Annotated in this window: 24 protein-coding genes; 12 read left to right on the top strand and 12 right to left on the bottom strand. The window is 72.8% G+C overall.

The window, feature by feature from the left end; all coding sequences use genetic code 11:
- Positions 1 to 5: 5 nt before the first annotated feature.
- Entirely contained in the window at positions 6 to 746 is a 741-nt protein-coding gene (locus tag ASG23_RS08175; RefSeq protein ID WP_082515993.1) for a signal peptidase I, read from the top strand.
- Entirely contained in the window at positions 727 to 933 is a 207-nt protein-coding gene (locus ASG23_RS08170; protein WP_056022992.1) for a hypothetical protein, read from the top strand. The genes ASG23_RS08175 and ASG23_RS08170 overlap by 20 nt, the downstream gene beginning before the upstream one ends.
- Before the next feature lie 16 nt (positions 934 to 949).
- Here the strand turns inward: ASG23_RS08170 and ASG23_RS08165 are convergent, their stop codons facing one another.
- A complete protein-coding gene (locus ASG23_RS08165; RefSeq protein ID WP_056024407.1) occupies positions 950 to 2353 on the bottom strand; it encodes an FAD-binding oxidoreductase in 1404 nt (467 codons plus the stop codon).
- Positions 2354 to 2590: 237 nt separating this feature from the next.
- Here ASG23_RS08165 and ASG23_RS08160 point away from each other — a divergent pair, with 237 nt between their 5' ends.
- Together ASG23_RS08160 and ASG23_RS08155 are read left to right on the top strand one after the other, a co-directional pair.
- The gene (locus ASG23_RS08160) at positions 2591 to 3742 is read left to right on the top strand and encodes an LLM class flavin-dependent oxidoreductase (RefSeq protein WP_056022989.1); all 1152 of its coding nucleotides are present in this window, start codon (positions 2591 to 2593) and stop codon (positions 3740 to 3742) included.
- Positions 3743 to 3777: 35 nt separating this feature from the next.
- Positions 3778 to 4398 (top strand): CE1759 family FMN reductase, encoded by a 621-nt coding sequence (locus tag ASG23_RS08155; RefSeq protein WP_056022986.1) that lies wholly within the window; start codon positions 3778 to 3780, stop codon positions 4396 to 4398.
- Positions 4399 to 4561: 163 nt separating this feature from the next.
- On the opposite strand, the gene ASG23_RS08150 is transcribed toward ASG23_RS08155, so the two are convergent.
- Positions 4562 to 4909 carry an adhesin gene (locus tag ASG23_RS08150; RefSeq protein ID WP_327019465.1) on the bottom strand — a complete coding sequence of 116 codons (348 nt, stop codon included), beginning with the start codon at positions 4907 to 4909 and terminating at the stop codon, positions 4562 to 4564.
- A 115-nt stretch (positions 4910 to 5024) separates the two neighbouring features.
- Here ASG23_RS08150 and ASG23_RS08145 point away from each other — a divergent pair, with 115 nt between their 5' ends.
- A complete protein-coding gene (locus ASG23_RS08145; protein ID WP_056022983.1) occupies positions 5025 to 5417 on the top strand; it encodes a nitroreductase family deazaflavin-dependent oxidoreductase in 393 nt (130 codons plus the stop codon).
- A gap of 17 nt (positions 5418 to 5434) precedes the next feature.
- Positions 5435 to 5809, top strand: coding sequence for an iron chaperone (locus tag ASG23_RS08140; RefSeq protein ID WP_056022980.1), 375 nt, complete (start codon positions 5435 to 5437; stop codon positions 5807 to 5809).
- Positions 5810 to 5829: 20 nt separating this feature from the next.
- Here the strand turns inward: ASG23_RS08140 and ASG23_RS08135 are convergent, their stop codons facing one another.
- Positions 5830 to 6582 (bottom strand): M15 family metallopeptidase, encoded by a 753-nt coding sequence (locus ASG23_RS08135; RefSeq protein WP_235520965.1) that lies wholly within the window; start codon positions 6580 to 6582, stop codon positions 5830 to 5832.
- Positions 6583 to 6713: 131 nt separating this feature from the next.
- On the opposite strand from ASG23_RS08135, the gene ASG23_RS19850 reads away from it, so the two are divergent.
- From ASG23_RS19850 to ASG23_RS08125, 3 genes are all read left to right on the top strand, one after another.
- A complete protein-coding gene (locus tag ASG23_RS19850) occupies positions 6714 to 6887 on the top strand; it encodes a hypothetical protein (RefSeq protein ID WP_157465591.1) in 174 nt (57 codons plus the stop codon).
- 282 nt (positions 6888 to 7169) lie between these two features.
- Positions 7170 to 7523 carry an MmcQ/YjbR family DNA-binding protein gene (locus tag ASG23_RS08130; RefSeq protein ID WP_056022977.1) on the top strand — a complete coding sequence of 118 codons (354 nt, stop codon included), beginning with the start codon at positions 7170 to 7172 and terminating at the stop codon, positions 7521 to 7523.
- Positions 7524 to 7630: 107 nt separating this feature from the next.
- Positions 7631 to 8914: an alpha-amylase family glycosyl hydrolase gene (locus ASG23_RS08125; RefSeq protein WP_056022974.1), complete on the top strand. Its 1284-nt coding sequence runs from the start codon at positions 7631 to 7633 to the stop codon at positions 8912 to 8914.
- A gap of 108 nt (positions 8915 to 9022) precedes the next feature.
- Here ASG23_RS08125 and ASG23_RS08120 read toward each other — a convergent pair whose 3' ends face one another.
- Together ASG23_RS08120 and ASG23_RS08115 are read right to left on the bottom strand one after the other, a co-directional pair.
- Entirely contained in the window at positions 9023 to 11068 is a 2046-nt protein-coding gene (locus ASG23_RS08120) for a glycosyl hydrolase family 28-related protein (protein ID WP_157465590.1), read from the bottom strand.
- Between the two features lie 210 nt (positions 11069 to 11278).
- Positions 11279 to 12760 (bottom strand): ArnT family glycosyltransferase, encoded by a 1482-nt coding sequence (locus tag ASG23_RS08115; RefSeq protein WP_056022971.1) that lies wholly within the window; start codon positions 12758 to 12760, stop codon positions 11279 to 11281.
- Between the two features lie 59 nt (positions 12761 to 12819).
- Here ASG23_RS08115 and ASG23_RS08110 point away from each other — a divergent pair, with 59 nt between their 5' ends.
- On the top strand, positions 12820 to 13593 hold the full coding sequence (locus ASG23_RS08110; protein WP_200941547.1) for an aldo/keto reductase: 774 nt from the start codon (positions 12820 to 12822) through the stop codon (positions 13591 to 13593).
- Between the two features lie 9 nt (positions 13594 to 13602).
- Here the strand turns inward: ASG23_RS08110 and ASG23_RS08105 are convergent, their stop codons facing one another.
- Genes ASG23_RS08105 through ASG23_RS08080 form a run of 6 tightly spaced genes read right to left on the bottom strand, consistent with a single transcriptional unit; the run spans position 13603 to position 21131 of the window.
- A complete protein-coding gene (locus tag ASG23_RS08105) occupies positions 13603 to 15084 on the bottom strand; it encodes an outer membrane protein assembly factor BamB family protein (protein WP_056022968.1) in 1482 nt (493 codons plus the stop codon).
- A gap of 21 nt (positions 15085 to 15105) precedes the next feature.
- Positions 15106 to 16587: an outer membrane protein assembly factor BamB family protein gene (locus ASG23_RS08100; RefSeq protein WP_056022965.1), complete on the bottom strand. Its 1482-nt coding sequence runs from the start codon at positions 16585 to 16587 to the stop codon at positions 15106 to 15108.
- Positions 16588 to 16596: 9 nt separating this feature from the next.
- Positions 16597 to 18054, bottom strand: a complete 1458-nt coding sequence (locus ASG23_RS08095; protein ID WP_056022962.1) for an outer membrane protein assembly factor BamB family protein — start codon at positions 18052 to 18054, stop codon at positions 16597 to 16599.
- 53 nt (positions 18055 to 18107) lie between these two features.
- Positions 18108 to 19553, bottom strand: a complete 1446-nt coding sequence (locus ASG23_RS08090; RefSeq protein WP_162242679.1) for an outer membrane protein assembly factor BamB family protein — start codon at positions 19551 to 19553, stop codon at positions 18108 to 18110.
- Between the two features lie 34 nt (positions 19554 to 19587).
- Positions 19588 to 20796 carry an RNA polymerase sigma factor gene (locus ASG23_RS08085; protein ID WP_056022958.1) on the bottom strand — a complete coding sequence of 403 codons (1209 nt, stop codon included), beginning with the start codon at positions 20794 to 20796 and terminating at the stop codon, positions 19588 to 19590.
- Positions 20793 to 21131, bottom strand: coding sequence for a YciI family protein (locus ASG23_RS08080; protein WP_056022955.1), 339 nt, complete (start codon positions 21129 to 21131; stop codon positions 20793 to 20795). Before ASG23_RS08080 ends, ASG23_RS08085 begins: the two co-directional genes overlap by 4 nt.
- 143 nt (positions 21132 to 21274) lie before the next feature.
- Here ASG23_RS08080 and ASG23_RS08075 point away from each other — a divergent pair, with 143 nt between their 5' ends.
- Complete coding sequence (locus ASG23_RS08075) at positions 21275 to 22051, top strand: alpha/beta fold hydrolase (protein ID WP_056022952.1); 777 nt, start codon at positions 21275 to 21277, stop codon at positions 22049 to 22051.
- Here the strand turns inward: ASG23_RS08075 and ASG23_RS08070 are convergent, their stop codons facing one another.
- On the bottom strand, positions 22052 to 22591 hold the full coding sequence (locus ASG23_RS08070; RefSeq protein ID WP_056022949.1) for an AMIN-like domain-containing (lipo)protein: 540 nt from the start codon (positions 22589 to 22591) through the stop codon (positions 22052 to 22054).
- Between the two features lie 235 nt (positions 22592 to 22826).
- On the opposite strand from ASG23_RS08070, the gene ASG23_RS19845 reads away from it, so the two are divergent.
- Complete coding sequence (locus tag ASG23_RS19845) at positions 22827 to 23066, top strand: hypothetical protein (protein ID WP_157465589.1); 240 nt, start codon at positions 22827 to 22829, stop codon at positions 23064 to 23066.
- Position 23067 lies beyond the last annotated feature (1 nt).

The following is a 23067-nucleotide window of genomic DNA, read 5'->3' as shown; positions in this document are numbered from 1 at the left end:
GCCTGATGACCTCCTGGTCGGACGGGCGACGAGACGCCCCAGCCGTCGACCGACGCGCGCCGCGCGTGCTCGGTCGGCGGCGTTCCGGTGCTCGGAGGCCGGCGTGGCGCCGGCTCCTCGGCGCCGCGCTGTGGACCGTCGTCATCGTCTGCGGAGCGGCGTACGCGACGTCCCTGGCGGTCCCGCTGTGGTTCCAGGCGCACCAGCAGCGGATCCTCATCGTGACGTCGGGGTCGATGGCACCGAAGTTCGACGCGGGCGACGCCGTGGTGCTCCGGGCGATCTCCGACGAGTCCGACCTGAAGGTCGGCCAGGTCATCTCGTTCTGGCCGATGGGCTCGGACGAGCTGGTCACCCACCGGATCGTCGCGCTGCGCAAGCTGCCCGACCTCCGGCAGGACGAGGCGACCGGCAACATGGTGCCGAAGCTCGGTGCCGACGGGGAACCCCTGACCAAGTCGTACGTCGTGACCAAGGGCGACGCCAACGAGCACGCCGACGTGAACGCGACGCCGATCGGCCGCATCCGCGGGGTCCAGCTGGCCGTGCACAAGGGGTGGGGCTCGGTGCTGCAGTGGGCGGGATCCGCCCAGGGACGCGCGGTGATGCTCGTGCCTCCCCTGCTCGCGCTGGCTACGCTCGAGCTGCTCGCGATGGGTGACGCCCGACGCGAACGCCGCGAGAGCCCGGTCACCCACCCCCCGGACACCACAGACAGGAGGGTCGATGAGCTCCTCCTCGACTGAGCCTCCCGGGTCCGACCGGCGGCGGTCGTTCCTGTCGGTGGACCGCAGCGGCCTCGTGCGCCTCGGGGTCGCGGTCGCGTTCGCGGTGGCGGCCCTGCTGAGCCCCCTGGTCGGGTCGACGTCGGCGCAGCTCACCGACAGCGCCGAGGTGTCGATGACGTTCTTCTCCACACCCGAGCAGCCGTAGCACCGGTCCAGCGGGGTCAGGACCGGATGCCGCGGGCGGCGAGCAGCACCGCGTCGGGGTCGTACACCATCGACAGCGTCTGCAGGCGTCGTGCCACGGCGGGCGTCAGCACCCGCTGCGCCCACTGCGGACCCGCGGCATCGGTGAAGTTGGGCAGTCCTCCCTCCCGCATCCAGGGCGCCAGCCCGTCGTGCACCCGGGCGGTGTCCCGGGTGACCACCTGCGCGACCTCCGGGACCAGGACCGCGATCGTGAAGAGCGAGAATGCCGCGTCGCGGTACGGGAACGCGCTGGGTACCCCGCCGTCGTCGAGAACCTTGCCGCCCAGCTGACGGACCTCCACCATCGCCTGCGAGCACTGCGCGTCGGGACCCACCAGCTCGAGCAGCCGGTCGGCGGCCTCCAGGGGGAACGCGTCGAGCAGGCTGTGGTGCTCGTGCAGCGGCATCGGGTCGATCGGGTCGCTGTGCACGTCGCCGAGGGCCGCGTACGGCATGACCTGCACGGTGTCGATCACGGGCGTCGCGACGGAGCGGATCGCGCGGATCATCTCCTCGCCGACGCTCGGGTCACCCGTCCACGCGAACCGCACGGCGACCGACGTCGCGGCGCGCAGCGGCTCCGGGAAGGCCGGCAGGTCGGGCAGGCGCATGATGGCGATCGACGTGGTGCCCTCCTCGGGCAGCACCTCGCACCACCGGCTCCACGTGCGGACCACGGCGGAGACGTCCGCACCCGTGAACCAGAGGGCGCCGGCGTAGAGCTCCGCCTGCTCGACCAGGTCGATCTCGACGGCGGTGACGATGCCGAGCGTCCCCTTGCCGCCGCGCAGGCCCCAGAACAGCTCGGGGTGGTGCGACGCGGTGACGCGGCGGGCGACGCCGTCCCCGGTGACGACCTCGAACGCACGGACGGTGTCGGACGCGAGCCCGTGGGTGCGGGCGACCGGGCCGAGCCCGCCCCCGGTCAGGTAGCCGACGACGCCGACGTCCGGCGAGGAGCCGGCCAGGGCAGCCAGCCCGGACGGGGCACATGCCTCCAGGACGGCCGCCCACCGCACACCGGCTCCGATGCGTGCCCAGCGTTCGTCGGCGTGCACGGTGAGCTCGTCGAGGGCGGCGGTGCTCACCAGGATCGCGTCCTGCATGGACTCCGTCGCGCCGTGGCCCGTGCTCTGGACCGCGACCCGCAGCCCGGCCGAGGCCGCGACGCGCACCGTGCGCGTGATGTCCGCGGCGTCCCGCACGGGCACGACCGCGACGGGGCGGATCGCCTTCGTGAGGTTGCTGGTGCGGGTGAGGGCGGTGTACGCCTCGGTGCCCGGGAGGTGCACAGGGACGCCCGAGCTTGCGAGGGCGGTGAGGGCTGCGGCCGTCGCGGGACGGTAGTCCGCGCCGATCGGCGAGCTGAGGAGGGTCATGAGGTGTCCTTCGTCGTCCGGCACGAGGTCACTCGTGCTCTGTCCTTGGCCTGCGCCATCGGTGGCGCACGGGCAGGAGGGGACGGGGGCCGCCCTGTCTGATACATCCCGGCCGTCCGAAGTTACCGAGAAGTACGGATTGTGGGGCTCCGGGTCGGGGAATAGGCAGCGGGGGTGCCCTGTTGAGCGGCAAGTACATGCAAACGCATGAACCCTCTTCACCAAGTGAGGCGCGAGATGCAGTTCGGGATCTTCACCGTCGGCGACGTCACCACCGACCCGACGACCGGCCGGACGCCGGACGACACGGAGCGGGTGCGCAACATGCTCACCATCGCCCAGCACGCGGACGAGGCGGGTCTGGACGTCTTCGCGACCGGCGAGCACCACAACCCGCCGTTCGTCCCCTCGTCGCCCACCACGATGCTCGGCTACCTCGCGGGCACCACGAAGAACATCGTCCTGTCGACCGCGACCACGCTGATCACCACCAACGACCCGGTCCGGCTCGCCGAGGAGTACGCGATGCTCCAGGTCATCTCCGACGGCCGGATGGATCTCATGATGGGCCGCGGCAACACCGGCCCCGTCTACCCGTGGTTCGGCCAGGACATCCGTCAGGGCATCCCGCTGGCCATCGAGAACTACGCGCTGCTGCGCCGCCTCTGGGAGGAGGACGTCGTGGACTGGCAGGGCAAGTTCCGCACCCCGCTGCAGGGCTTCACGTCGACCCCGCGCCCGCTCGACGGCGTCCCGCCGTTCGTGTGGCACGGCTCGATCCGCAGCCCCGAGATCGCCGAGCAGGCGGCCTACTACGGTGACGGCTTCCTGCACAACGCGATCTTCTGGCCGCTGGAGCACGCCGCGCAGATGGTGAAGTTCTACCGCGAGCGCTACGAGCACTACGGGCACGGGCAGGCCGACCAGGCCATCGTCGGGCTCGGCGGGCAGGTGTTCATGAACAAGAACTCGCAGGACGCCGTGCGTCAGTTCCGGCCCTACTTCGACAACGCGCCCGTCTACGGGCACGGACCGGCAATGGAGGACTTCGTGCGCGACACCCCGCTGACCGTCGGCAGCCCGCAGCAGGTCATCGACCGCTACGGGAAGTTCCGCGACCAGGTCGGGCACTACCAGCGCCAGATGTTCCTCATGGACCACGCGGGTCTCCCGCTGAAGACCGTGCTGGAGCAGATCGACATCCTCGCGACCGAGGTCGTCCCGGTGCTGCGCGCCGAGGCCGAGGCCGCGCGTCCCGCGCACGTGCCGGCGAACCCGCCGACGCACGCCGAGCGGGTCGCCGCCGCCCGCGCTGCGGGTACCGTGCATGAGCAGGTGGTCGCCACCGACACCTTCACCGGCCTCCGGGCCGAGGACTCACTGTCCTGATGACTCACTCTCCTTGGTCTTCGGAAAGGACCACGATGAGCACCCGCTCGATCGTCGTCATCTCGGCCGGGTTGTCCCAGCCCTCGTCGACGCGCCTGCTGGCCGACCGCCTCGCCGACGCGACCGTCACCGAGCTCGCCGCCCGCGGCATCACCGCGCAGGTCGAGCACGTCGAGCTGCGCGACGTCGCCCACGAGGTGGTCAACATGACGCTCTCCGGCTTCCCCGCCGGCCCGCTCAAGGACGTCATCGAGAAGGTCACAGCCGCCGACGGCGTCATCGCCGTCACGCCGATCTTCTCCGCGTCGTACTCGGGGTTGTTCAAGTCGTTCGTCGACATCCTCGACAAGGACGCCCTCGTCGGGCGGCCCGTGCTCGTCGGGGCGACCGGTGGCACCGGCCGGCACTCGCTGGCGCTCGAGTACGCCCTGCGCCCGCTGTTCGCCTACCTGCGGGCGGACGTCGCCGGTACCGCCGTGTTCGCGGCCACCGACGACTGGGCGGACGGCGGCGGCGACGACGTCAACCCGCTCCCGGCACGGATCCGACGTGCCGGCCGCGAGCTCGCCGAGATGGTGGCCGACCGGGAGCCGTCGGCGCCCGTGGGCCTCTACGACGCGGTTCCGTCGTTCGAGCAGCTGCTCGGCGGCGCCTGACGCTCTGCACGACACGACGGCCCGACGCACTCGCGTCGGGCCGTCGTCGTGCATCCTCCCCCACACGACGACGGCGAGGACCTCGAAGGGGGAGGGGTCCTCGCCGTCGCCGTCGGCCCGAGCGGGCCTGGCTGTGCAGGCTGCACTGCGGGGCAATGCGGGTCTACTGCGGGCTGAGCGTGAACATCGAGCCGTCCGGGGCGGGCTCGACGTCCAGGCGCTGGTCGGCCAGGGTCACAGACGCCTCGGGGTCCACGTACACGCGGGTGGAGCCGTCCGTCACCACGTCGTCGCCGGGCAACGGCTCCGGGACGAGGGCGAGCTCGAAGCCGCCGGCGTCCTGCTGCGCGATCCGCAGACCCCCGGTCTCGTCGGGCAGGCCGGCCTTCGTCGTCAGTGTGTGGACGGCAGTACGGGCGGTGTCGGTCAGGGTGAGCACGAGGCTCTCCTCTCGGTTGCCGGTGGCGCCACCCTCGCGGGCGGCTCGATCGGACGTCTCCACCGTGCTCATGCCTGGGCTGTGGATGCAACTCGGGGTCCGCTGGGCGAGACCGATGCCGCGCGGTACGCCCATACGCTCGACTCCCTGGTGCGGTGGCCCTACTCTCCGCACTAGCGTCAGGAGCATGCCGATCCCGCTGCGCGTCGCGCGGTTCAACCGCCGGGTGACCAACCCGGTGCTGGGGTCGATCTCCGACCGAGTCTGGCCGCTGGCCACCCTCCACCACGTCGGGCGCTCCAGCGGACGCCGCTACCGCACGCCCGTCTTCGCGTTCACCACGGCACGGGGCGTCGTCGTCGCGCTGACCTACGGCACGCAGGTCCAGTGGCTACGCAACCTCGAGGCCGACGACGAGGCCCGGATGGTGCGGAGAGGACGCGTCCTCGCGCTGAGCCATCCGGTGCGGCTGCACGGGGACGAGGGGGCACGGCTCGTCCCCACGGTCGTCCGCGTCGGCCTGCGCGTCATGCGGGTGGACGACTTCGTCGAGGTCAGCGCCGTCCCCGTCCGCCCCTAGATCCCTCAGGAGGAGCCATGGTCCGCGAGGGCTACCCGGCCAGCACCGTCGAGGAGTACCTCGACGCCATCCCATCCGAGCAGGGCGCGGCGCTGCGCCTGGTGCGTGACCGTCTGCTCGACGTCGTCCCCGACGCCGAGCAGGTCATCTCCTACCAGGTGCCGACCATCCGGTACCGCGGGACCGGTCTCGTCGCGCTGTCCGTCGCGAAGACGCACTGCAGCCTGCACCTCATGAGCCCACCCGTGGCGACGTCGCTCGCCGGTGTGCTGGACGAGGGGAAGCTGTCCGGGGCCACCCTGCAGTTCGACGCACGGTCGCCGCTGAGTGCCGAGACCGTGCGGCTGATCGCCGAGCGGCGGATGGCGGAGGTCGACGCGCGGCTGGGCTGACGGCTGTGCTTGCGACTGCCTCAGCGTCCCGACGCCGAGAAGTGCTGGTAGTCGATCGGCGACGCCCAGTCACCGCCCCACAGCCACCCGACCGCGGCGAACGCACGGACGACATCGTCGTCGGCATGGATGACGCCCGGGCTGTCCGGGCGGTCGGCGAACTCCCGGCCGGCGTCCGGTGCCACCGACGACCCCCGGACGTACGGGTTCTCCACCGGGTTGACGTCGATCGCCCGGCCGTACGCGTGCTCCGACCAGCCCGTGCCGCCGGTGATGGCCCGGCAGTTGAAGGCCGACGTGTTGTCCGCATCCATCGACGCGTCGTCGCTGGCACCGAAGTCGTCGACCAGCCGCATCGACCGGACCGGGTAGCCCGCGTCGAACAGCGCGCGGAACACGGTGACCACGTCCTCGGCCGCGTCGGCGTGCACCACCAGCTCCCCCTGGACCTTCTCCCCCGCGAAGTCACGATGGGTGACCGTCACGTAGCGGAGGTCCTCCAGCGGGACCGGGCACCCCGGTCGCCACGACGGCTCCATCCGGGCGGCCAGGTCCGGGGTGATCTCGGAGATGGTGGACGTGAAGTCCGGCGGCGGCAGCGCGACCACCGGGGGGTCCGCGACGTCCGGCACCGCGGGGGCGGTCACCGGCGCCGGGCTGGTGGTCACCGTCGCGGTCGGCGCGGCGGTCGAGGCGCGGCTCGCCTGCGACGTCGCGCAGGACGCGCACAGCAGCGCGACGGCCATCACGACGATGCCCGACCGGCGCCCCATGGCACCCACTATCTCGCGACGCACCGCGCCATGACCGCCGCCCGCGCGTCCGCCGGCGAGATGACCACCTCCGGCTGCGCGTTGGCTCCACGACCCACCGTCGCGCTCACACCAGCCCACGGCGGCTGCCGATGATCCCCGACGACACCGTCGTGCCCGCCCAGAGCGCCGTGTCCGTGCACCCCTCCGCGCAGTGCATCCCGCACGTCGGGCACACCCAGAGCGTGTGGTGCCGGTCGACGGTGCACCCGCACGTGACGAACCGCTCCGACGGCCGGCCCGGCCCGCTCGTCGTCCACCGGTGACCGACGGGACAGCCTGGTGGAGGCACCCGCACCCAGCCGCGTGGCGTCCGCTGCCACTTCGACCAGTCGACCTCCCGGACCATCGAACAAGTGTACGACTGGCCCGTCGCCGCGCACTGCGTGATGTCGCGTTTGTGCTGGTCAGTGGCGAAGATCGGTGGTCGGTCGTACCGTCGTGCGGCCTCGGCGACCCACTCCTTAGCCACGGCGAGACAGCAGAGTCAGGCGCCCCGGAGCCGCGTCCGCGGGTCACGTGTGGGTGGTTGCCGACAGGATGGGCCGATGGACCTCGACGACGCTCGCCGGGCGGCGCTCGCGCTGCCCGAGGTGACGGAGCGCCAGAGCTGGGGGCAGCCGGCGTGGTTCCACCGGAACCTGGTGGCGCGGATGTGGGACGAAGGCCGGCTCACGGTCCGGGTCGAGGACGACGGCGAGCGGCTGGCGCTGGTGGAGCAGGAGCCGGCGCTGTACTCGACCACCGATCATCACGCCGGCACCAACCTGGTGCTGATCGCGATGGACGTCGTGGACGTCGAGACGCTGCGGGCGCACCTCGCGGAGTCGTGGTGGTGGGCGGCGCCGCCGGTGCTGCGGCGCCGGTACCCGCACCTCGGGCCGCCGGCGGAGGACAGCTGATGCGATAGGGCGGGGCGTGGTTCAGCATGTGGCCCGACCGGTGACCTGCGGTCGCCACGGCCACGGCCTACGCTCGACGACGAACCACGACGGGGACGAGGAAGCAGATGACCGAGCCCGACTGGGTCCGACACGCGATCTGGTGGCACGTCTACCCGCTGGGTGCGGTCGGCGCGTACCCGGGCGAACCGCCCGGTCCCGACGAGCACCGCCTGCGCCGCCTGATCGCGTGGCTCGACCACGTCGTCGCGCTGGGCACGTCCGGCATCCTGCTCGGCCCGGTGTTCGCGTCCACCACGCACGGCTACGACACCGTCGACCACCTGCGCATCGACCCGCGCCTCGGTGACGACGACGACTTCGACGCGCTCGTCGCGGAGGCGCACGGCCGCGGGCTGAAGGTGCTGCTGGACGGGGTCGTCAACCACGTCGGCCGGGACTCGGCGATCGCCCGCCGGTCGGTCGACGCGCTCGAGGGCCGCTCCGACGACGAGGTGTGGCTGCTGCGCGACGACGACGGTGGGTTCGTCGGCTTCGAGGGGCACGACGCCCTGGTCACGCTGGACCACTCGCACCCGTCCGTCGTGGACTACGTGGTGCGCGTGCTGACCCACTGGCTGGACCGCGGTGCGGACGGGTGGCGGCTGGACGCGGCGTACGCGGTCCCGACGTCGTTCTGGGCCCAGGTCCTGCCGCGGGTGCGTGCCGAGCACCCGGACGCGTGGTTCGTGGCGGAGGTCATCCACGGCGACTACCCCGCGTTCGTGCAGGAGTCGACGGTCGACTCGGTCACCCAGTACGAGCTGTGGAAGGCGATCTGGAGCTCCATCAACGACGCCAACCTGTGGGAGCTGGCCTGGTCGCTGACGCGACACGACGAGTTCCTCGGGTCGTTCGTGCCGCAGACGTTCGTCGGCAACCACGACACCACGCGCATCGCGAGCACCATCGAGGACCCCCGGCACCGGGCGCACGCTGTCGTGGTGCTGTGCACGGTGGGCGGCACGCCGACGGTCTACGCGGGCGACGAGCTGGGGTTCACGGGTGTGAAGGAGGAGCGCGAGGGGGGCGACGACACCGTCCGGCCGGAGCTCGCCCTCGACGGGCCGGGCGACGACGACAACCCCGTCCTGCGGCTCCACCAGGAGCTGATCGGTCTGCGCCGTCGCCACCCGTGGCTGCACCGGGCGCGGACCACGCAGGTCGAGCTCACCAACACGACGTTCGTCTACGAGGTGCGCGAGGACGACGAGTCGTTGACCGTCGCGCTGAACCTGGGCGACGCACCCCTGGCGATGCCGGCCGGGACGCCGGTGGCCTGCGACGACACGACCCGGAGCGATCAGACCGTCGTCGCGCCCCACGGGTGGGCGGTGCTCGAGAGCCGCTGAGCCCAGGACGTCCAGCCCGACGCCGCCCTCGCACGGGAAGGGCGGCGGCCCGGTACCCAGCCGGGACGCCGCCCCACCCTCACCGCACCCCCGGCGGTGGTCCTCCGATCACCAGGGCGACGGCGCGGGCGGCGCGACCACCGGCGGTCGGTCGTCGCACGTGATCGTGTTCGGCAGCTGCCATGACCCGAACCACGGGCCGGTGGTGCCGCCGCCGTCATTGCCGCCGAGGTCGATCGACGACCACTCGGACCCGGTGGGCGGGAAGTTGAACGACCCGCAGTTGTTGATGCCCACGGCACCGACGTTGCGCGCGTCCACGTTCTCGAACGTGGCGGACCCGGCGGCGCGCGCGCTGAGCACCGAGGTGCCGGTGCCGTCCACGCGGAGGTCCTTGAAGTGGACGTTCGTGACCGAGTAGAGGTCCTTCACGGGCCAGTCGGCGACGACCATGATCGCGTTGTACGTGTTGTCGAGGAAGTGGTCACCGACCACCTGGATGTCCGCGTCGATGTTCCCCTGCAGCGCGTAGAACCAGATCGCCCCGAGCCCGATGTTCCAGTTGAGCTCGTAGGTACCTGCACGGACGGTCGTGTTGTCCGTGATCCACAGGCTGCCGGTGAAGGGCTCGGCGCCGAACCGCGAACCGACCTGGATACCGCTCCCCTCGCGGATCGGGTCGGCGACGAGGTTGCCGACGAGCGTCGTGTCGTGGCCGCCGTAGATCGCGATGCCGTTGGCGAGCGTCGGCGTCTGGACCGTGTTGTTCTCGAACCTGTTGCCGGAGTTGGTCGTGTGCTCGGCCCACATCGCCAGGCCGTCGTCGCCGGTGTTGCGCACGACGTTGTTCGACGCGACCGAGTCGGTGACGCCGGTGTGGAAGTTGAGCCCGTCGGCGATCTGGTCGACGAGGTAGCTGTTCGTCACGACGAGGTTGTCCATCGGACCGTCCACCCACACGCCGACCTTGGTGTGCTGGATGTGGAGCCCGTCGATGGTCGAGTCGCTCAGGGCTCCCCCGATGCCGTTGACCTGGTCGGTATCGATGCGTTCGCGCACGTCACCCCGGATGGCGAACCCGGACAGGTGCACGTTCCGGCTACCGCCCTCGGCCGCCGACCTGCCGTAGAAGCCGACGCCGGTGTGGACCGAGCCGTCCGGGGCGGGAGTCGACAGAGCGACCTCCGTGCCGCGGATGATCGTGTACCAGCTGCCGGCTCCTTCGATCGTCACGTCGTCCACGACGATGTGCCGGTTCACCTGGTACGTCCCGGGCGGCACGTAGACCGGCAGGTCCTTCTTCTGGGCGAAGGCGATGGCCTTGTCGAAGGCGTTCGCGGAGTCCTTCGTGCCGGTCCGGTCGGCGCCGAACATCACCACGTTGGCGGCCTTGAGCCGGACGTGCGGCGCGCCGACGAGCTCGGAGTCGAGCAGGTCGATGACGGTCCACGCGGCGTTCGTGCCAGCAGGGGCCGTGAGGCGGACCGTGGAGCCGGCCCTGTAGGTCTTCGAGAGCAGCAGTCGCTGCTCGTCGTAGAAGTGCATGGGCCGGAACGGCGTCGTGATCGTCGGCGTGGGGGTCGTCGACGCGGGCACGCACCCGCACTCCGTGATCCACCAGTCGGGGTGCAGCAGTCCCGCGTTCGGGTCGTTGCTGAACGGGTACTGGTTGTAGAGCCAGGAGTACTGCGACGTCAGCGTCATCGTCCGCTTGCTGGTTCCGTTGACAGTGACGTCCAGCGGCGCGGTGATGCCGCCACCGGTCGCGGAGTCGGGGATCGAGTAGCGGACCGTGAGGGCGTTCGCGGCCCTGGGCAGCGTGAACTCGACGTGCTGCCCGGGCGCCAGCCGGACCGCCGACCGTCCTGACGCCTCCGCGGGGAGCGTGTACGCGGTCCGGTCGGGGCCGATGACCGTGCCGTCGGTGACCGCGCTCTCCGCCTCCTGCTCGAGGAACCCGACGGCCGCGCCGCGCCCGCTGACCAGCGCCGGGTCGAGCGCTGCGCGGGTGACGGGCGTCGGCACCGGGGCGGGGGGCCGACCGTGGGCCGATGCCGCACCGCCCGTGCCGACGGAACCGGCAACCACGAGCGTGAGGACGAGGGCGAGCGCGCGTGCCGCTCGACGGCGTGACCAGCTGACTGTGTTCCTCACGGAGCGCCTCCTTGCGCAGCCGGGACGGCGCCGGGGGACTGAGAGGCACGGCGTCGCGTGGACGGACCCACCGTACGTTCTGGACATATGCGGGACAAGATCGATCCGCGCAAAGCAAGAACTTACGTGATAGCGCGCAAAAGTGCGTCGCGACACGACGCTGGCGTGCTGCGCGGGCAGCAGAAAACCCGCCTCCACCCGCATCCCGGGTCATGCAGCCAGGCGGCTGACCTCGTCCCACACGTCGGCCCACGATCCCCGCGGGCCGTCGCACACCTGCACGAGCCCGCCCTGCTCCTCGTTGTCGACGTCCACGCCGTTGTCGACCCGCCCCGCGTCACGGCACCCGACCGCCCAGTCCGGTGCACCCTCGTACCCGACGAGGACCACCGGGCCGTCGAGGTCGGAGGCCGGCGGCCCCCAGGCTGCGTACCCGTTGTGGCCGCTGAACACCGGCACGTCGGACCCGTACCACTCGAGCGCGCCGGCCTCGCCGTAGTTCGCGGTGACCACGAGCGCCGCGCCGCTGTCGGCCACCGCACGGCCCACGGTGTCGACGAGCGCGGGCCAGCCGATCATCTCCGCCTGGTCCTCGTTGATCTCCGGGTAGAAGGACGCACCGAACGTCCGCTCGGGCAGCACCGGGAGGGCGGCCGGCCAGGCGACGAACGCGCTCAGCGCGAGCACCGCCCCGGTGACGAGGAGACCTCGGCGAGACCAGCGCTCTTCCAGCCCGCACGCGCCCGCGGCCAGCAGCACGGGCACGGCGCCGACGACGTAGTACGCCTTGCCGCCGGTCACCAGGAACACGGCCACCAGCACCAGGAACGCCCACGCCAGCGGCTTCGCCCGGACCAGCGTCGGGACGCGCAGCAACCGCACGAGGCCGTAGATCCACAGCACCGCGGCGACCGGGCTGAACTGCACCAGCAGGAGGCCGACGAACTCCAGCCGCGGACCGACCCCGGAGTACTCGTCGCGGATGTCGGCGGCGAGCTCGAGCTGCGGCCACCCGTGCGTCGCCTGCCACAGGAGGTTCGGCAGCCAGAGCAGCACGGCCAGACCCACTCCCGCCCAGGCCCACGGCGAGCGCAGGTGGTGCCGGACCTGCGGGGTCAGCGCGATGCCCACGACGATCCCCGCGAGCAGGAACGCGACCAGGTGCTTGTCCAGCAGCCCGACCCCGGTGAGCAGCCCGACCACGAGCCACCCGCGGGGCGTCTCCCGGGAGAGGGTCCGCAGCACCACGTAGACGATGGCTACCCAGAACAGAGTGTCGATCGTCGCCGTCGACAGGATGTGCCCGAGCGTCACGAGGACCACGCCGGTCCCGGTGGCGACGGCTGTGAGCAGCTGCGCCCCGGTCCCCCCGCCCAGCTCCCGGGCGGTCAGCGCAGCGAGCACGACGACGACCGCGGTCGCCAGCGCGCTGGGCAGGTGCAGCGCGACGAGCGAGCCCGGGGCGAGCAGGTCAGCAGCACGCGCGATCAGCGGGGTCAGCGGAGGCTGGTCGGCGTAGCCCCACGCGAGGTGGCGACCGGCGGCGACGAAGTAGAGCTCGTCGCGGTGCGGGCCGTAGCGCGCGGACAGGGCGAGGAGCACGGCGAGCAGCACGCCCGCGGCTCCGAGCACCCTTGGCCAGGCCACAGCCGGGAGTGCGCCGCGACGCCGGCCGACGTCGGCGACGGCCACTCGGGGAGCGTAGCGACATCGCCGCGCGCGGCGGGAGGTGCCGGGCGAGACTGAGCCTCATGATCAACGCACCGGTCCCCACCCTGACCCTGCCCGGCGGGCAGATCCCCGTCGTCGGCCTCGGCACCTGGCAGTCGGAGGGCGGTGCTGCCGAGCGTGCCGTCAGCGCGGCCCTGCAGCTGGGCTACCGGCACGTCGACACCGCCACCGGGTACGGCAACGAGGCCGAGGTCGGCCGCGCCCTGGCGACGGTCGGCATCGACCGCGACGACGTCTTCGTCACCACCAAGCTCCCCCCGGACCACGCCGGCCGTGCCCGCCGCACGCTGACGGAGTCTCTCGCAGCCCTCGGCACCGACCACCTGGACCTGTGGCTCATCCACTGGCCGCCGGGACGCCAGGCCTCCCCCGAGACGTGGCAGGTGTTCCGGGAGGTGCGCGACGAGGGCCTGGTCCGGTCGATCGGCGTGTCCAACTACTCGGTCGCCCAGCTCGACGAGCTCATCGCCGCCACGGGCGAGGCGCCGGCCGTGAACCAGATCCCGTACAGCCCGCGCGACCACGACCCGGACCTGCTGGCGGCCCACCGCGAGCGCGGCGTCGTCGTCGAGGGCTACAGCCCCCTGAAGCGCACCGACCTGGGCGCCGCGGCTCTGACCGACGCGGCGGACGCCCACGGCGTGACGCCCGCGCAGGTGGTGCTGCGCTGGCACGTCCAGCACGACGTCGTGGTCATCCCGAAGTCGACGACGCCCGAGCGGATCGCGGCCAACCTCGACCTCGGGTTCACGCTGACGGACGAGGAGATGGCGGCGATCGACGCGCTGGGGTGACCGGCGCGATCACTCGAGGAAGGTGAGCTCCTCGGTCGTGTACGACCAGCCGACGAGCAGGCCGTGGAGCATCTGGACGTCGGAGACGCCCGCTGGGTACCGGACCGTCCGGGTCTCGTGGCCGGTCGCCAGGTCGTACCCGGTCATGCCGCCCTCCTCGCCGCTGTCGTACCCGGTGGACAGCAGCAAGAGGTCGCGGCCGTCGGTGGCGAGCGCACCGGCGCCGGAGGCCGGGAGCTGCGTGCGCCAGACGACCTCGCCGCTGCGGCCGTCGAGCGCGAGGATCTCGGTCGAGGTGGTCAGGTAGACGCGCCCCCGGACCACGAGGGCGTTGGAGTTCGGCTGGACGTCGGCCTCCCAGAGCTGCTCGCCGGTCTCCCTGTCCCATGCGTACGCGTGGGACAGGGAGGTCAGCACCACGCCCGGCAGGCTGCCGTCGTCGACGGTCATCTCCACGGGCTCACCCCGCAGCACCACGTCATCGGCGGGGTCCGCGTCGCGGGCCAGCAGCGTCGTGGTCCGCTTGCCGGTGCCCGCGTAGGAGGTGAGCTCCAACGTCCCCGTGACAGGGTCGGTCGCGAAGTAGCCCCCGCGGGTAGCGGCCCGGAGGTCGTCGCGGATGAGGGAACCGGTCGATGACAGCAGGACGAGCCCGTCGCCGTCGTCCAGCCCGACGGCGTCGCCGGCGGTGATGAGCCCCCAGTACTGGTCGGGCGGCCCGTGAGCGCCGGCGCCGACGGGTTTCTCGTAGCGCCACTCCTCGTCGCCGGTCAGCACGTCGTGCGCGACGACGACGACGCCACGCTCCGCGTCGCGGGATCCGACCACAGCGAGGTCGCCGACCAGGACCAGCTGCGGATCGCCCTCGACCACCCACTCGGTGATCACGTGCCCGTCGTCGAGGTCGAGGACCACCACTCGGCTGCTGGTCGCGGGGAACCGCTCCTCCGTCCCGCCGTCCTCGTAGCGGACGAACCCGTCGGTGGCGAGGCACACGGCGACCGTCGCCGGCTCTCCCCACGCTCCGTCGCCCTGGCACGTACCGCCGTAGCTGTCTGCCCGCGACACCGCCCGATCCGCGTTCGGGCCCACCAGCGGGGTGGACCAGAACGCCTCGCCGGTGCGGAGGTCGACCGCGTCGAGGGACTGCGACCCGTCCGGCGCGACCATGAGGCCGGCCGTCCGTGTGCCGCCGAGCTCCAGTGCTCCCCAGAAGTTGTAGGCATCCGTCGGGGGGATCGCGCGCACCACGACGAGCTCGTCGCCGATCGGTGGGAAGACTCCGGGAAGTGCGGCGAGCCGGGCGACGGCCGCGTTCTCGCGGGCGTCGAGGACCAGCTGCGTGCCGATGAGCGACAGCGCCACCGCAACGGCGCCGGCCGGGATCCACCACAGGCGCCGCCGGCTCCGCGCAGGCGGCACGGGCTGCTCGGTGACGTCCTCGTCACCGTCGAGCAGCTCGACCTCCTGCATGTCGCGACCGCGCGCCATGGCGGGACTGTACTCGCCCGGTCAGTCCAGGACGGCAACCTCCTCGAAGGTCCAGGAGTAGCCCAGGAGCTGCCCCTGGTTCGTCCCGAGCTGGACGATCCCGTCAGGGAACCCGAACCGTCTGGTGACCTCACCGGTCGCGAAGTCGTACCCCGTCAGACCGCCCGGCCCGGTGGTTCCGGTGGTGATCGAGCTCACCAGGAGGTCCTGACCGTCGGTCGCCAGGCCCGCGTACGAGCAGGACGGTGCATCGGTCTCCCACAGCGGGTCCCCGGTACGGCCGTCGAGCGCGATGATCGAGAGCGCCCCGCACAGGAAGACGCGGCCCCGCACCACGAGCGCGTCGTCCCCCACGCTGAGATCGCGGTCCCACCTGGGCCGGCCGGTCTCCAGGTCCCACGCGTACAGCTTGTCGCGCGACGTCAGGACGAGGCCGGGCACGCTCCCGTCGTCGACGGTCAGCGGAAGGATGCGTCCGAGCAGCTCGCGGTCGCGGGCCGGGTCGGCGTCGCGCGCGAGGAGCGTCGTCGTGTCCGTCAGGTGCACGCCGTCGGTCGACGACGACGGCAGGGCCGGCAGACCTGTCCCGGGATCGGTATAGAGGGTCTCGCCCCTGGCACCCTGCAGGTCCGTGCGGACGACCTCGCCGCTCGCGGAGAGCACCGTCAGCGCATCGCCGTCGGCGTACGCGACGACGTCGCCGGCGGTGACGAAGGACCAGGACGCGGCGGGCACCGACGTGTTCGGAGCGGGCGAGTCATCGTGCCGCCAGCGCTCGACCCCGGTGCGGGCGTCGTGCGCGACGATCTCGATGTCCCCGTCGCGCCGGAGCCCGACGAGCACGAGTCCCGGCAGCACGTTGACCGAGGCGTCGTGCTCCATGGGCCACTCGGCGATCAGGTGCCCGTCCCTCGTGTCGAGGACCGCGACCCGGGTGGTCGTCGCGGGCACGGTCTTTTCCACGAACCCGGCCGAGGACGTGCCGTAGCCGTCGGTGACCGTGCACACGGCCCACGTCGCTGCCGCCGGAGGATCCCCGGCGCCCGGCTGGCACCCCCCGCCGCTGCTCTTGCCGCGGCCGGCCGCCCGACCGGGGTGTGGTCCGAGGAGCGGCGTGGACCAGACCGTCTCGCCGGTGTGGAGGTCCGTCGCGACGAAGGCCTGCGACCCGTCCTCGCCGACTCGGATGCCCGCCCAGGTGTGGTCGGCCACCGGGATCGAGCTCGACAACGACCTGGTCTCCTCCTCGTCGAGCCTGCGCACGACCTCGAGCTCGTCGCCGAGCGGATCGAGGGCCCCGGGCACGGCCGTGAGCCGTTCCACCGCCGCGCGCTCGCGCGCGTCGACCACCCACTGCACGCCGGCGAGCACCAGCATGGCGGCAACCGCACCGCCGACAAACCACCAGCGCCGCGCCCGCGAGCGGACGCCGGACTCCGGGCGAAGCGGCTCGGCCGGGCCCTCGACCAGCTCGACCTCCTGCGTCCCCCCGACGCGCGCCATGTCCGGATTTTATCCGAGCACCACGAGCCGGCCGTCGCGGCCCCACCCGATCAGCAGGTGCCCGATGGCGGCGCTGGACCACAGGTTCTCGGGGAACGAGACCCGCCAGAGGGTGCGGCCGTCGTCCAGGGCGAAGGCTGCGAGGTTGCTGATGTTCCCACCGCCGACGGGCTGCTCGGTCGTGACGAGCTGCCGTCCGTCGGTGACGACGAACCCGGGCACGCCGCTCCCCCCCGTGCTCGCCCGCCACAGCAGGTCGCCGGTGCGACCGTCGAGCGCGGCCACCCCGTTCCGGGTGCTCACGTACACCCGTCCGTCCAGGAGGAGTGCATTCACCGACGCCACGACGTCGGACCTCCAGCGCGACTCGCCCGTGGCCGCGTCCCAGCCGCGCACGTCCCCGCTGGACGTCAGGACGAGGTCCGGCACGCTCCCGTCGTCGACGGTGAGCGGGAGGACCTCGCCAGGGAGGTCGACGTCCGCGCGGCCACGCTCGACCAGCGTGGAGCGCAAGCTGCCGGAGCCGGTGGTCGAGAGCAGGACGAGCCGGCCCGCGACGGGGTCGAGCAGGTGGTCGGCGTCCCCTGGGCTGCTGGCGCGTAGCACCTCGCCGGAGGACGAGAGCACGGTGGCGGTCCAGCCGGGGATCGTGACGCCGATCAGGCCGTCGACGGCGAACAGCCGCACCTCGCCCGCGAACACGCGACGGTCGGCGCCGGGCAGCGGCGGGCTGAACCGCCAGCGCACCTCGCCCGTGAGCAGGTCCCGACCGGTCACCTCCGTCTGCGCGTCCCGCCCCGGGACGGCCACCACCGCCAGCCCGCGCAGCGCCGCGAGCGCGGTGGCACCCGGCGCGGACGTGTCGGCGACGACGTGCCCGTCGCGCGTGTCGAGCACGACCACCCGGGTGGTCGTCGCGGGCTTGCGGGTCTGGACGCCCTCGTCGCCGTACTGCACGAAGCCGTCGCTGACCAGGCACGCGGCCCGGTCGGGCGACCCCTCGTCGGTCGGCACGGCGACGCACGTGCCGGCCGCGGTGCGGTCCAGCGACCGCACCCGGTCGGCGTCGGGCCCCAGGAGCGGGGTGCTGAACCGCTGCCGGCCGGTGCGCTGGTCGAGGGAGACGAACGCCTGCGACCCGTCGTCGGCCACGGCCAGCCCGAGGACCGCGCCGTCGACGTCGATGCCCTGCGCGATCACGGACGTCGCCGCCGGGTCCGGCCGCCACAGCACGCCGACGTCGGCACCGACCGACCGCACGACCCCCGGCGTCGCCGCGAGCCGCTCGGCGGCTGCCCGCTCACGCGCGTCGAGCACGACCTGCGTGACGGCGAGCCCGGCGACGACGACGACAACGGTGCCGACGACCCACCACCACACGCTCCTGCGGCCGCCGACAGGCTCCGGGGCGGGGACGGGGACGTCCGCCTCGTCGAGCTCGACGTGCTGCATCGCATCGCGCGACATGGCCGGACCCTAGCCCCGCCACGGCACGGCGGCACCCGCAGACCGGGTGAGGATCACGGGCTGCCGAGCACCACGGCCGGTGTGGGCTCACTGCCCGCGCCGGCGACGAGCACGTGCCCCTCCGTCCAGACCGCACTGAGACCGTCCGGCAGCGGAACCTGCCACAGCCGCTGCCCATCCGCCAGGGAGAGCGCGACGAGCGAACCCTCCGCGGCGCCCTGCGCCGGCGCGAGCCCGACCAGCAGGACCCGGCCGTCGGTCATCAGGCGCGCCTGCTGGTCGTACGCGCCGAGGTCCGCCGACCAGACGACCGACCCGGTCCGGCCGTCGATGGCCACGATCTCCCCGGGCATGTTGACGCTCGTGCCGTAGACGAGTCCGCGCAGGACCAGGACGGGGCCGCCGGTGTGCCGGTCGGCCTGCCACAGCTTGTCGCCGCTCGCCGCGTCCCGCGCCTGCATGGGGGAGCCCTCGACCAGCTCGATGCCCGCCAGGCTGCCGTCGTCGACGGCCCGGCGGACCAGGCGGCCCCGGATCCGGACGTCAGCCCGGCCGGGCTGCACGATCGTCGTGACCGGCCGGAACGCCAGGTTTCCCGACAGGATCTCGAGGCGGGTGGAGGCCTCGTCGCGGGAGAGCCGGTCGTACCGCTGACGCTCCCGCGTCACGGTGCCGTCGGCCGCGAGCAACGTCACGTGGGAGTCCGCCTCGACCACGCCGACCAGATGGTCGCCTACCGCCACGACGTCGAAGCCCGAGACGTCCAGCTCGGGCGACCTGCGGTGCCAGCGGACCTCGCCCGTGAGCAGGTCCTGCACCGTGACCTCGGCGTGTCCGTCCCGAGCACGCGCGCCGACCGCGACGAGCCCGGGCAGCACCGCGAACGCGACCGCAGGCGGTGCCGTCCGGTCGGCGACGACCCGGCCGTCCACGGCGTCGACCACGACGACCCGGGACGTCCCGGGCGGCCGGCGGGAACCGATGCTCAGCGAGGCGTCGGACACCAGGCACGCGACCAGCGGCTCCGTCCCGGGCTGCTCGGGGCCGGACGGCTCAGGGGGCACCGGCGCGCACGAGGTGACCGACGCCGGCGCGCCGGGCTGCACCCGCGCGGGGTTCGCGTCGGACAGGGGTGTGGTCCACCGGTCCGCCCCGGTCCGCGGGTCGAGCGCCACCACGTCCTGCGCGCCGTCGAGGCCGGTGCGCACCCCGACGACGAGCCCCGCGACCTGGGCTCCCTCCGTGAGCACCGCCAGGTCGGCGTCGTCGACCCGCCAGAGCACACCCACGTCCGCCTCGACCGGGGGAAGGGCACCGGGGAGCTGCGCGAACCGGGCGGACACGGCGCGGTCGCGAGCGGCCAGGGCGAGCTGGGCACCGACGAGCGCGAGGGTCACGGCGAGCAGCACGGCGACCCAACGGCGGGCGCGTCCGGAGGCCCGCGGCCCGTCCGCAGCGGAGATCAGATGGCCATCGTCGACCACCTCCACCTGCTGCATGCGACGCACCGGCCCCATCCGGCGACAGTAGGCCTCAGGCGCGCAACCTGCGCTCGAGGTAGGCCCGCTCGGCCTGGTTGGCCGTCCGCGTGAGCGCCTCGCGGTAGGCGGACGCAGCCTCGTCGGCGCGACCGAGCCGACGCAGCAGATCGGCGCGGACAGCATGACGCAGCGGGTGGTCGGGCGTCCCGTCCAGTGCGTCGAGACCCGCCTGCGGCCCGCGAGCCATGCCGATCGCGACCGCCCGGTTCACCTGCACGGCGGCCGACGGCAGGACGGCCACGAGCTCGTCGTACAGACTCACGATCCTGACCCAGTCCGTGTCCGCGGAGGTCGGCGCGGTCGCGTGGCACGCCGCGATCAGCGCCTGCAGCTGGTACGGGCCGACGCGCTCACGACGGACCGCCCGGCGCAGCTGCGCCAGACCCGCGTCGATCGCGGCGCGGTCCCACGCGGCGCGATCCTGCTCCTCCAGCGGGACGAGGACGCCGTCGACGTCCGTGCGGGCCGACGCCCGGGCGTGCTGGAGCAGCATCAGCGCGAGCACGCCCGCGACCTCCGGGTCGTCCGGCACCAGTGCGGCCAGCGCCCGGGCCAGGTCGATCGCCTCGTGACACAGGTCGACCCGCACCAGGTGCGGCCCGGCCGTCGCCGCGTAGCCCTCGGTGAACATCAGGTAGAGCACCGCGAGCACAGCGGGCGTGCGCTCGGGAAGCCGCGCTGCGGACGGTACCTGGTACGGGATGCCCGCCACGGCGATCTTGTGCTTGGTCCGGACCAGCCGCTTGGCCATCGTCGCCTCGGACACCGCGAACAGGCGGGCGACCTCCGCCGTCGTCAGACCGCACAGGGTCCGCAGTGCCAGCTCGACGCGCGAGGACAGCGACAGCGCGGGGTGGCAGCACGTGAACAGCAGCCGGAGCCGGTCGTCGGCGATCCCGCTGTCCATCACGTCCAGGTCGAGCTCGTCGGTCTGCACGACGAGCGAGCGCACCTTCTCCGCGCCGACGCGCTCGCGACGGATCCGGTCGACCGCCCGGTTCCGCGCGGTCGTCGTGAGCCAGGCGCGCGGGACGTCGGGGATCCCGTCGCGACGCCACGTGCGCAGGGCGGCGGCGAACGCGTCCTGGGTGCACTCCTCGGCGAGGTCCCAGTCGCCCGTGAGCCGGATCAGGGTGGCGACGAGGCGCCCCCAGTCTTGCGCGAACGTGTCCGCCAGCGCCCTCTCGACGTCATCGGTCACGAGACCCGCACCGGCCTGACCTCCACCTGCCCGAACGCCGCCGCGGGGTGCGCCGCCGCGATCGCCACCGCCTCGTCCAGGTCGGTGCAGTCCACGACCGCGAGCCCGCCCACCTGCTCGCGCCCCTCGGCGAACGGGCCGTCGGTCAGCAGGACCTCGCCGTCGCGCAGCCGCACGGTCGTCGCGGTCGCGCTCTCGTGCAGCCCGACGTGGGCGCGCAGCACCCCGCGCTGCTCGAGGTCGGCGATCCAGGTGTCGAACGAGGCGAACGCCCCGTCGCGCATCCGGGTCACCGCGAGGTCCTCGTCGGCACTGATGAGCAACAGGTACTGCATGACGGCTCCTGACTGTCGACGGGTGGTCCTCCCCCTGGACGAGCAGCGAGCGCCACGATGGACAGCATCGCGCGACGTGTCCATCGGCGGCAGCACTCTTCGTCCCCTTGGTGAGAGCAGCCCGACCACACCCAGGAGTCCCCATGCAGACCCTCACCTCCGCCGACGGCACCACGATCGCCTACGTGCGCGCCGGGACCGGCCCGGCCGTCGTGTTCGCGACGGGCGCGTTCAACGACCACACCACGTGCGCCGACCTCGCGGCGCTGCTGGAGCCCGACCGCACGGTGGTCACCTACGACCGCCGCGCACGCGGGCGCAGCGGCGACACCGCGCCGTACGCGATCGAGCGGGAGATCGAGGACCTCGCCGCGGTCATCGACGTCGCGGGCGGCAGCGCGGCGGTGTTCGGGTTCTCCTCCGGCGGCAACCTGGCGCTCGCGGCGGCCGCGGCCGGCGTCCCTGTCACGCACCTCGCGCTCTACGAGGCGCCGTTCGCGCTGGGCACCCTGCCCGCGCGACCGGCCGACCTGCCGGCGCGGCTGACGGCGCTGATCGCCGACGGGCGGCCGGGCGACGCCGTCGCGCTGTTCCAGACCGAGGGTGTCGGCATCCCCCCGGGCGTGGTCGAGCAGTTCCGCAGCTCGCCCGCCTGGGCGTCGCTGGTCGCGATCGCGCAGAGCACCGTCTACGACGCGACCGTCACCTCGGTGCTCGGCGTGCCGACGCCCGCGATGCGCGCGGTCGACGTCCCGACGGTCGTCATCACCGGCGCGCAGACGTGGCCCGGCCTGCCGGAGTCCGCCGCCGCGCTGGCCGCGCTGCTGCCGCACGCCCGCCACGTCGTGGTCCCCGGGGGCGCCGACCACGGCATCCCCGCGGAGGCCACCGCAGCGGTCGTGCGCGAGCTGCTGGCCTGATCACCAGCGGTGCGCGACGTCCACCACCAGGCGGGATGACGTGCCCGGGCCGTCGAGCGTGAACACCCGGAACGGCAGTCGCGCCCGGACGCCGAGCCCGAGGCTCGTGTAGCCCTCGAAGGACCCCGCGTACACGACCTGCCGGAACGTGCGGTAGCCCGTCACGTTGCGCAGCTCGAGCGGGTTGGCGGGGCTGTACGTCGCCTGGTAGCTCGCGTCGTAGGACGGGTCGTTCACGGTGATCTGCAGGGCCGCGCCTCCGCGGGTCGGGATCGGGAGGCCGGAGCCGTCCTGGACCACGACGGGCACGTAGGCCACCGTGTACCCGCCGACGTCACCGGCCACGTCGATCACGAGCCGGTCGTAGCAGGAGTGCCGTCCGGTGCGGACGTTCACCACCGGTGCCGCAGACAGGCCCGGAGCCGTCTTCTCCAGCGAGCCCCACACGAGGCCGCAGTACGGAGCCGCCGTGGCAGGCGACGCCGGGACGAGCAGGAACACGCTCACCAGCAGGAGGACCGACAGGAATGCTCGCCTCATCGCACGACTCCCTCGCGTCGCACGGGGCACTCCCGGGTGGATGCCCGATCGTCCAGTTTACGCCCGCGAAACCGGGACAGAACGGGTGAAGACGGGACACTCGGGCTCGGAGCCGAATGTACGTGACGGGCATCTGGTTGCTCTTGATGGGTGGCGCTCGCGCGTGTCTGCCGACCCGATGTGGGTGGTCGCGAGCAGCATGGGAACGGAGAACTGGACGAAGGGGGTCGAGGACATGACGGTCGTCGATCAGCACCACCGGATCGAGCCGGAGACCGAGGCGCAGGTCCGTCGCGAGGTGGCGGGCGCCTCCTGGTTCAAGCTCGCGGCCGCCACGAGCAAGGCACACCACGACGTCGACGACGCCCGCCGTGGGCACGACGACGACGCGCTGTGCCGTGCCCTGGACCGGCACGCGGTACTTGAGCGGCTCCTGGCCGAGGCGACGGACCGCCTGCACCCCCCGCGCGGCTAGC

This window comes from Cellulomonas sp. Leaf395 (genome assembly GCF_001424125.1).
Taxonomy (GTDB): domain Bacteria; phylum Actinomycetota; class Actinomycetes; order Actinomycetales; family Cellulomonadaceae; genus Cellulomonas.
Note: the sequence above shows the minus strand (reverse complement) of the source record. Positions and strands in the feature narration are given on the sequence as shown.

Coding starts and splice junctions, on each gene's coding strand:
- ASG23_RS08175 (WP_082515993.1), top strand. CDS start 6: ATGACCTCCTGGTCGGACGGGCGACGAGACGCCCCAGCCGTCGACCGA.
- ASG23_RS08170 (WP_056022992.1), top strand. CDS start 727: ATGAGCTCCTCCTCGACTGAGCCTCCCGGGTCCGACCGGCGGCGGTCG.
- ASG23_RS08165 (WP_056024407.1), bottom strand. CDS start 2,353: ATGACCCTCCTCAGCTCGCCGATCGGCGCGGACTACCGTCCCGCGACG.
- ASG23_RS08160 (WP_056022989.1), top strand. CDS start 2,591: ATGCAGTTCGGGATCTTCACCGTCGGCGACGTCACCACCGACCCGACG.
- ASG23_RS08155 (WP_056022986.1), top strand. CDS start 3,778: ATGAGCACCCGCTCGATCGTCGTCATCTCGGCCGGGTTGTCCCAGCCC.
- ASG23_RS08150 (WP_327019465.1), bottom strand. CDS start 4,909: ATGAGCACGGTGGAGACGTCCGATCGAGCCGCCCGCGAGGGTGGCGCC.
- ASG23_RS08145 (WP_056022983.1), top strand. CDS start 5,025: ATGCCGATCCCGCTGCGCGTCGCGCGGTTCAACCGCCGGGTGACCAAC.
- ASG23_RS08140 (WP_056022980.1), top strand. CDS start 5,435: ATGGTCCGCGAGGGCTACCCGGCCAGCACCGTCGAGGAGTACCTCGAC.
- ASG23_RS08135 (WP_235520965.1), bottom strand. CDS start 6,582: ATGGGGCGCCGGTCGGGCATCGTCGTGATGGCCGTCGCGCTGCTGTGC.
- ASG23_RS19850 (WP_157465591.1), top strand. CDS start 6,714: ATGATCCCCGACGACACCGTCGTGCCCGCCCAGAGCGCCGTGTCCGTG.
- ASG23_RS08130 (WP_056022977.1), top strand. CDS start 7,170: ATGGACCTCGACGACGCTCGCCGGGCGGCGCTCGCGCTGCCCGAGGTG.
- ASG23_RS08125 (WP_056022974.1), top strand. CDS start 7,631: ATGACCGAGCCCGACTGGGTCCGACACGCGATCTGGTGGCACGTCTAC.
- ASG23_RS08110 (WP_200941547.1), top strand. CDS start 12,820: ATGATCAACGCACCGGTCCCCACCCTGACCCTGCCCGGCGGGCAGATC.
- ASG23_RS08105 (WP_056022968.1), bottom strand. CDS start 15,084: ATGGCGCGCGGTCGCGACATGCAGGAGGTCGAGCTGCTCGACGGTGAC.
- ASG23_RS08100 (WP_056022965.1), bottom strand. CDS start 16,587: ATGGCGCGCGTCGGGGGGACGCAGGAGGTCGAGCTGGTCGAGGGCCCG.
- ASG23_RS08095 (WP_056022962.1), bottom strand. CDS start 18,054: ATGTCGCGCGATGCGATGCAGCACGTCGAGCTCGACGAGGCGGACGTC.
- ASG23_RS08090 (WP_162242679.1), bottom strand. CDS start 19,553: ATGCAGCAGGTGGAGGTGGTCGACGATGGCCATCTGATCTCCGCTGCG.
- ASG23_RS08080 (WP_056022955.1), bottom strand. CDS start 21,131: ATGCAGTACCTGTTGCTCATCAGTGCCGACGAGGACCTCGCGGTGACC.
- ASG23_RS08075 (WP_056022952.1), top strand. CDS start 21,275: ATGCAGACCCTCACCTCCGCCGACGGCACCACGATCGCCTACGTGCGC.
- ASG23_RS08070 (WP_056022949.1), bottom strand. CDS start 22,591: ATGAGGCGAGCATTCCTGTCGGTCCTCCTGCTGGTGAGCGTGTTCCTG.
- ASG23_RS19845 (WP_157465589.1), top strand. CDS start 22,827: ATGACGGTCGTCGATCAGCACCACCGGATCGAGCCGGAGACCGAGGCG.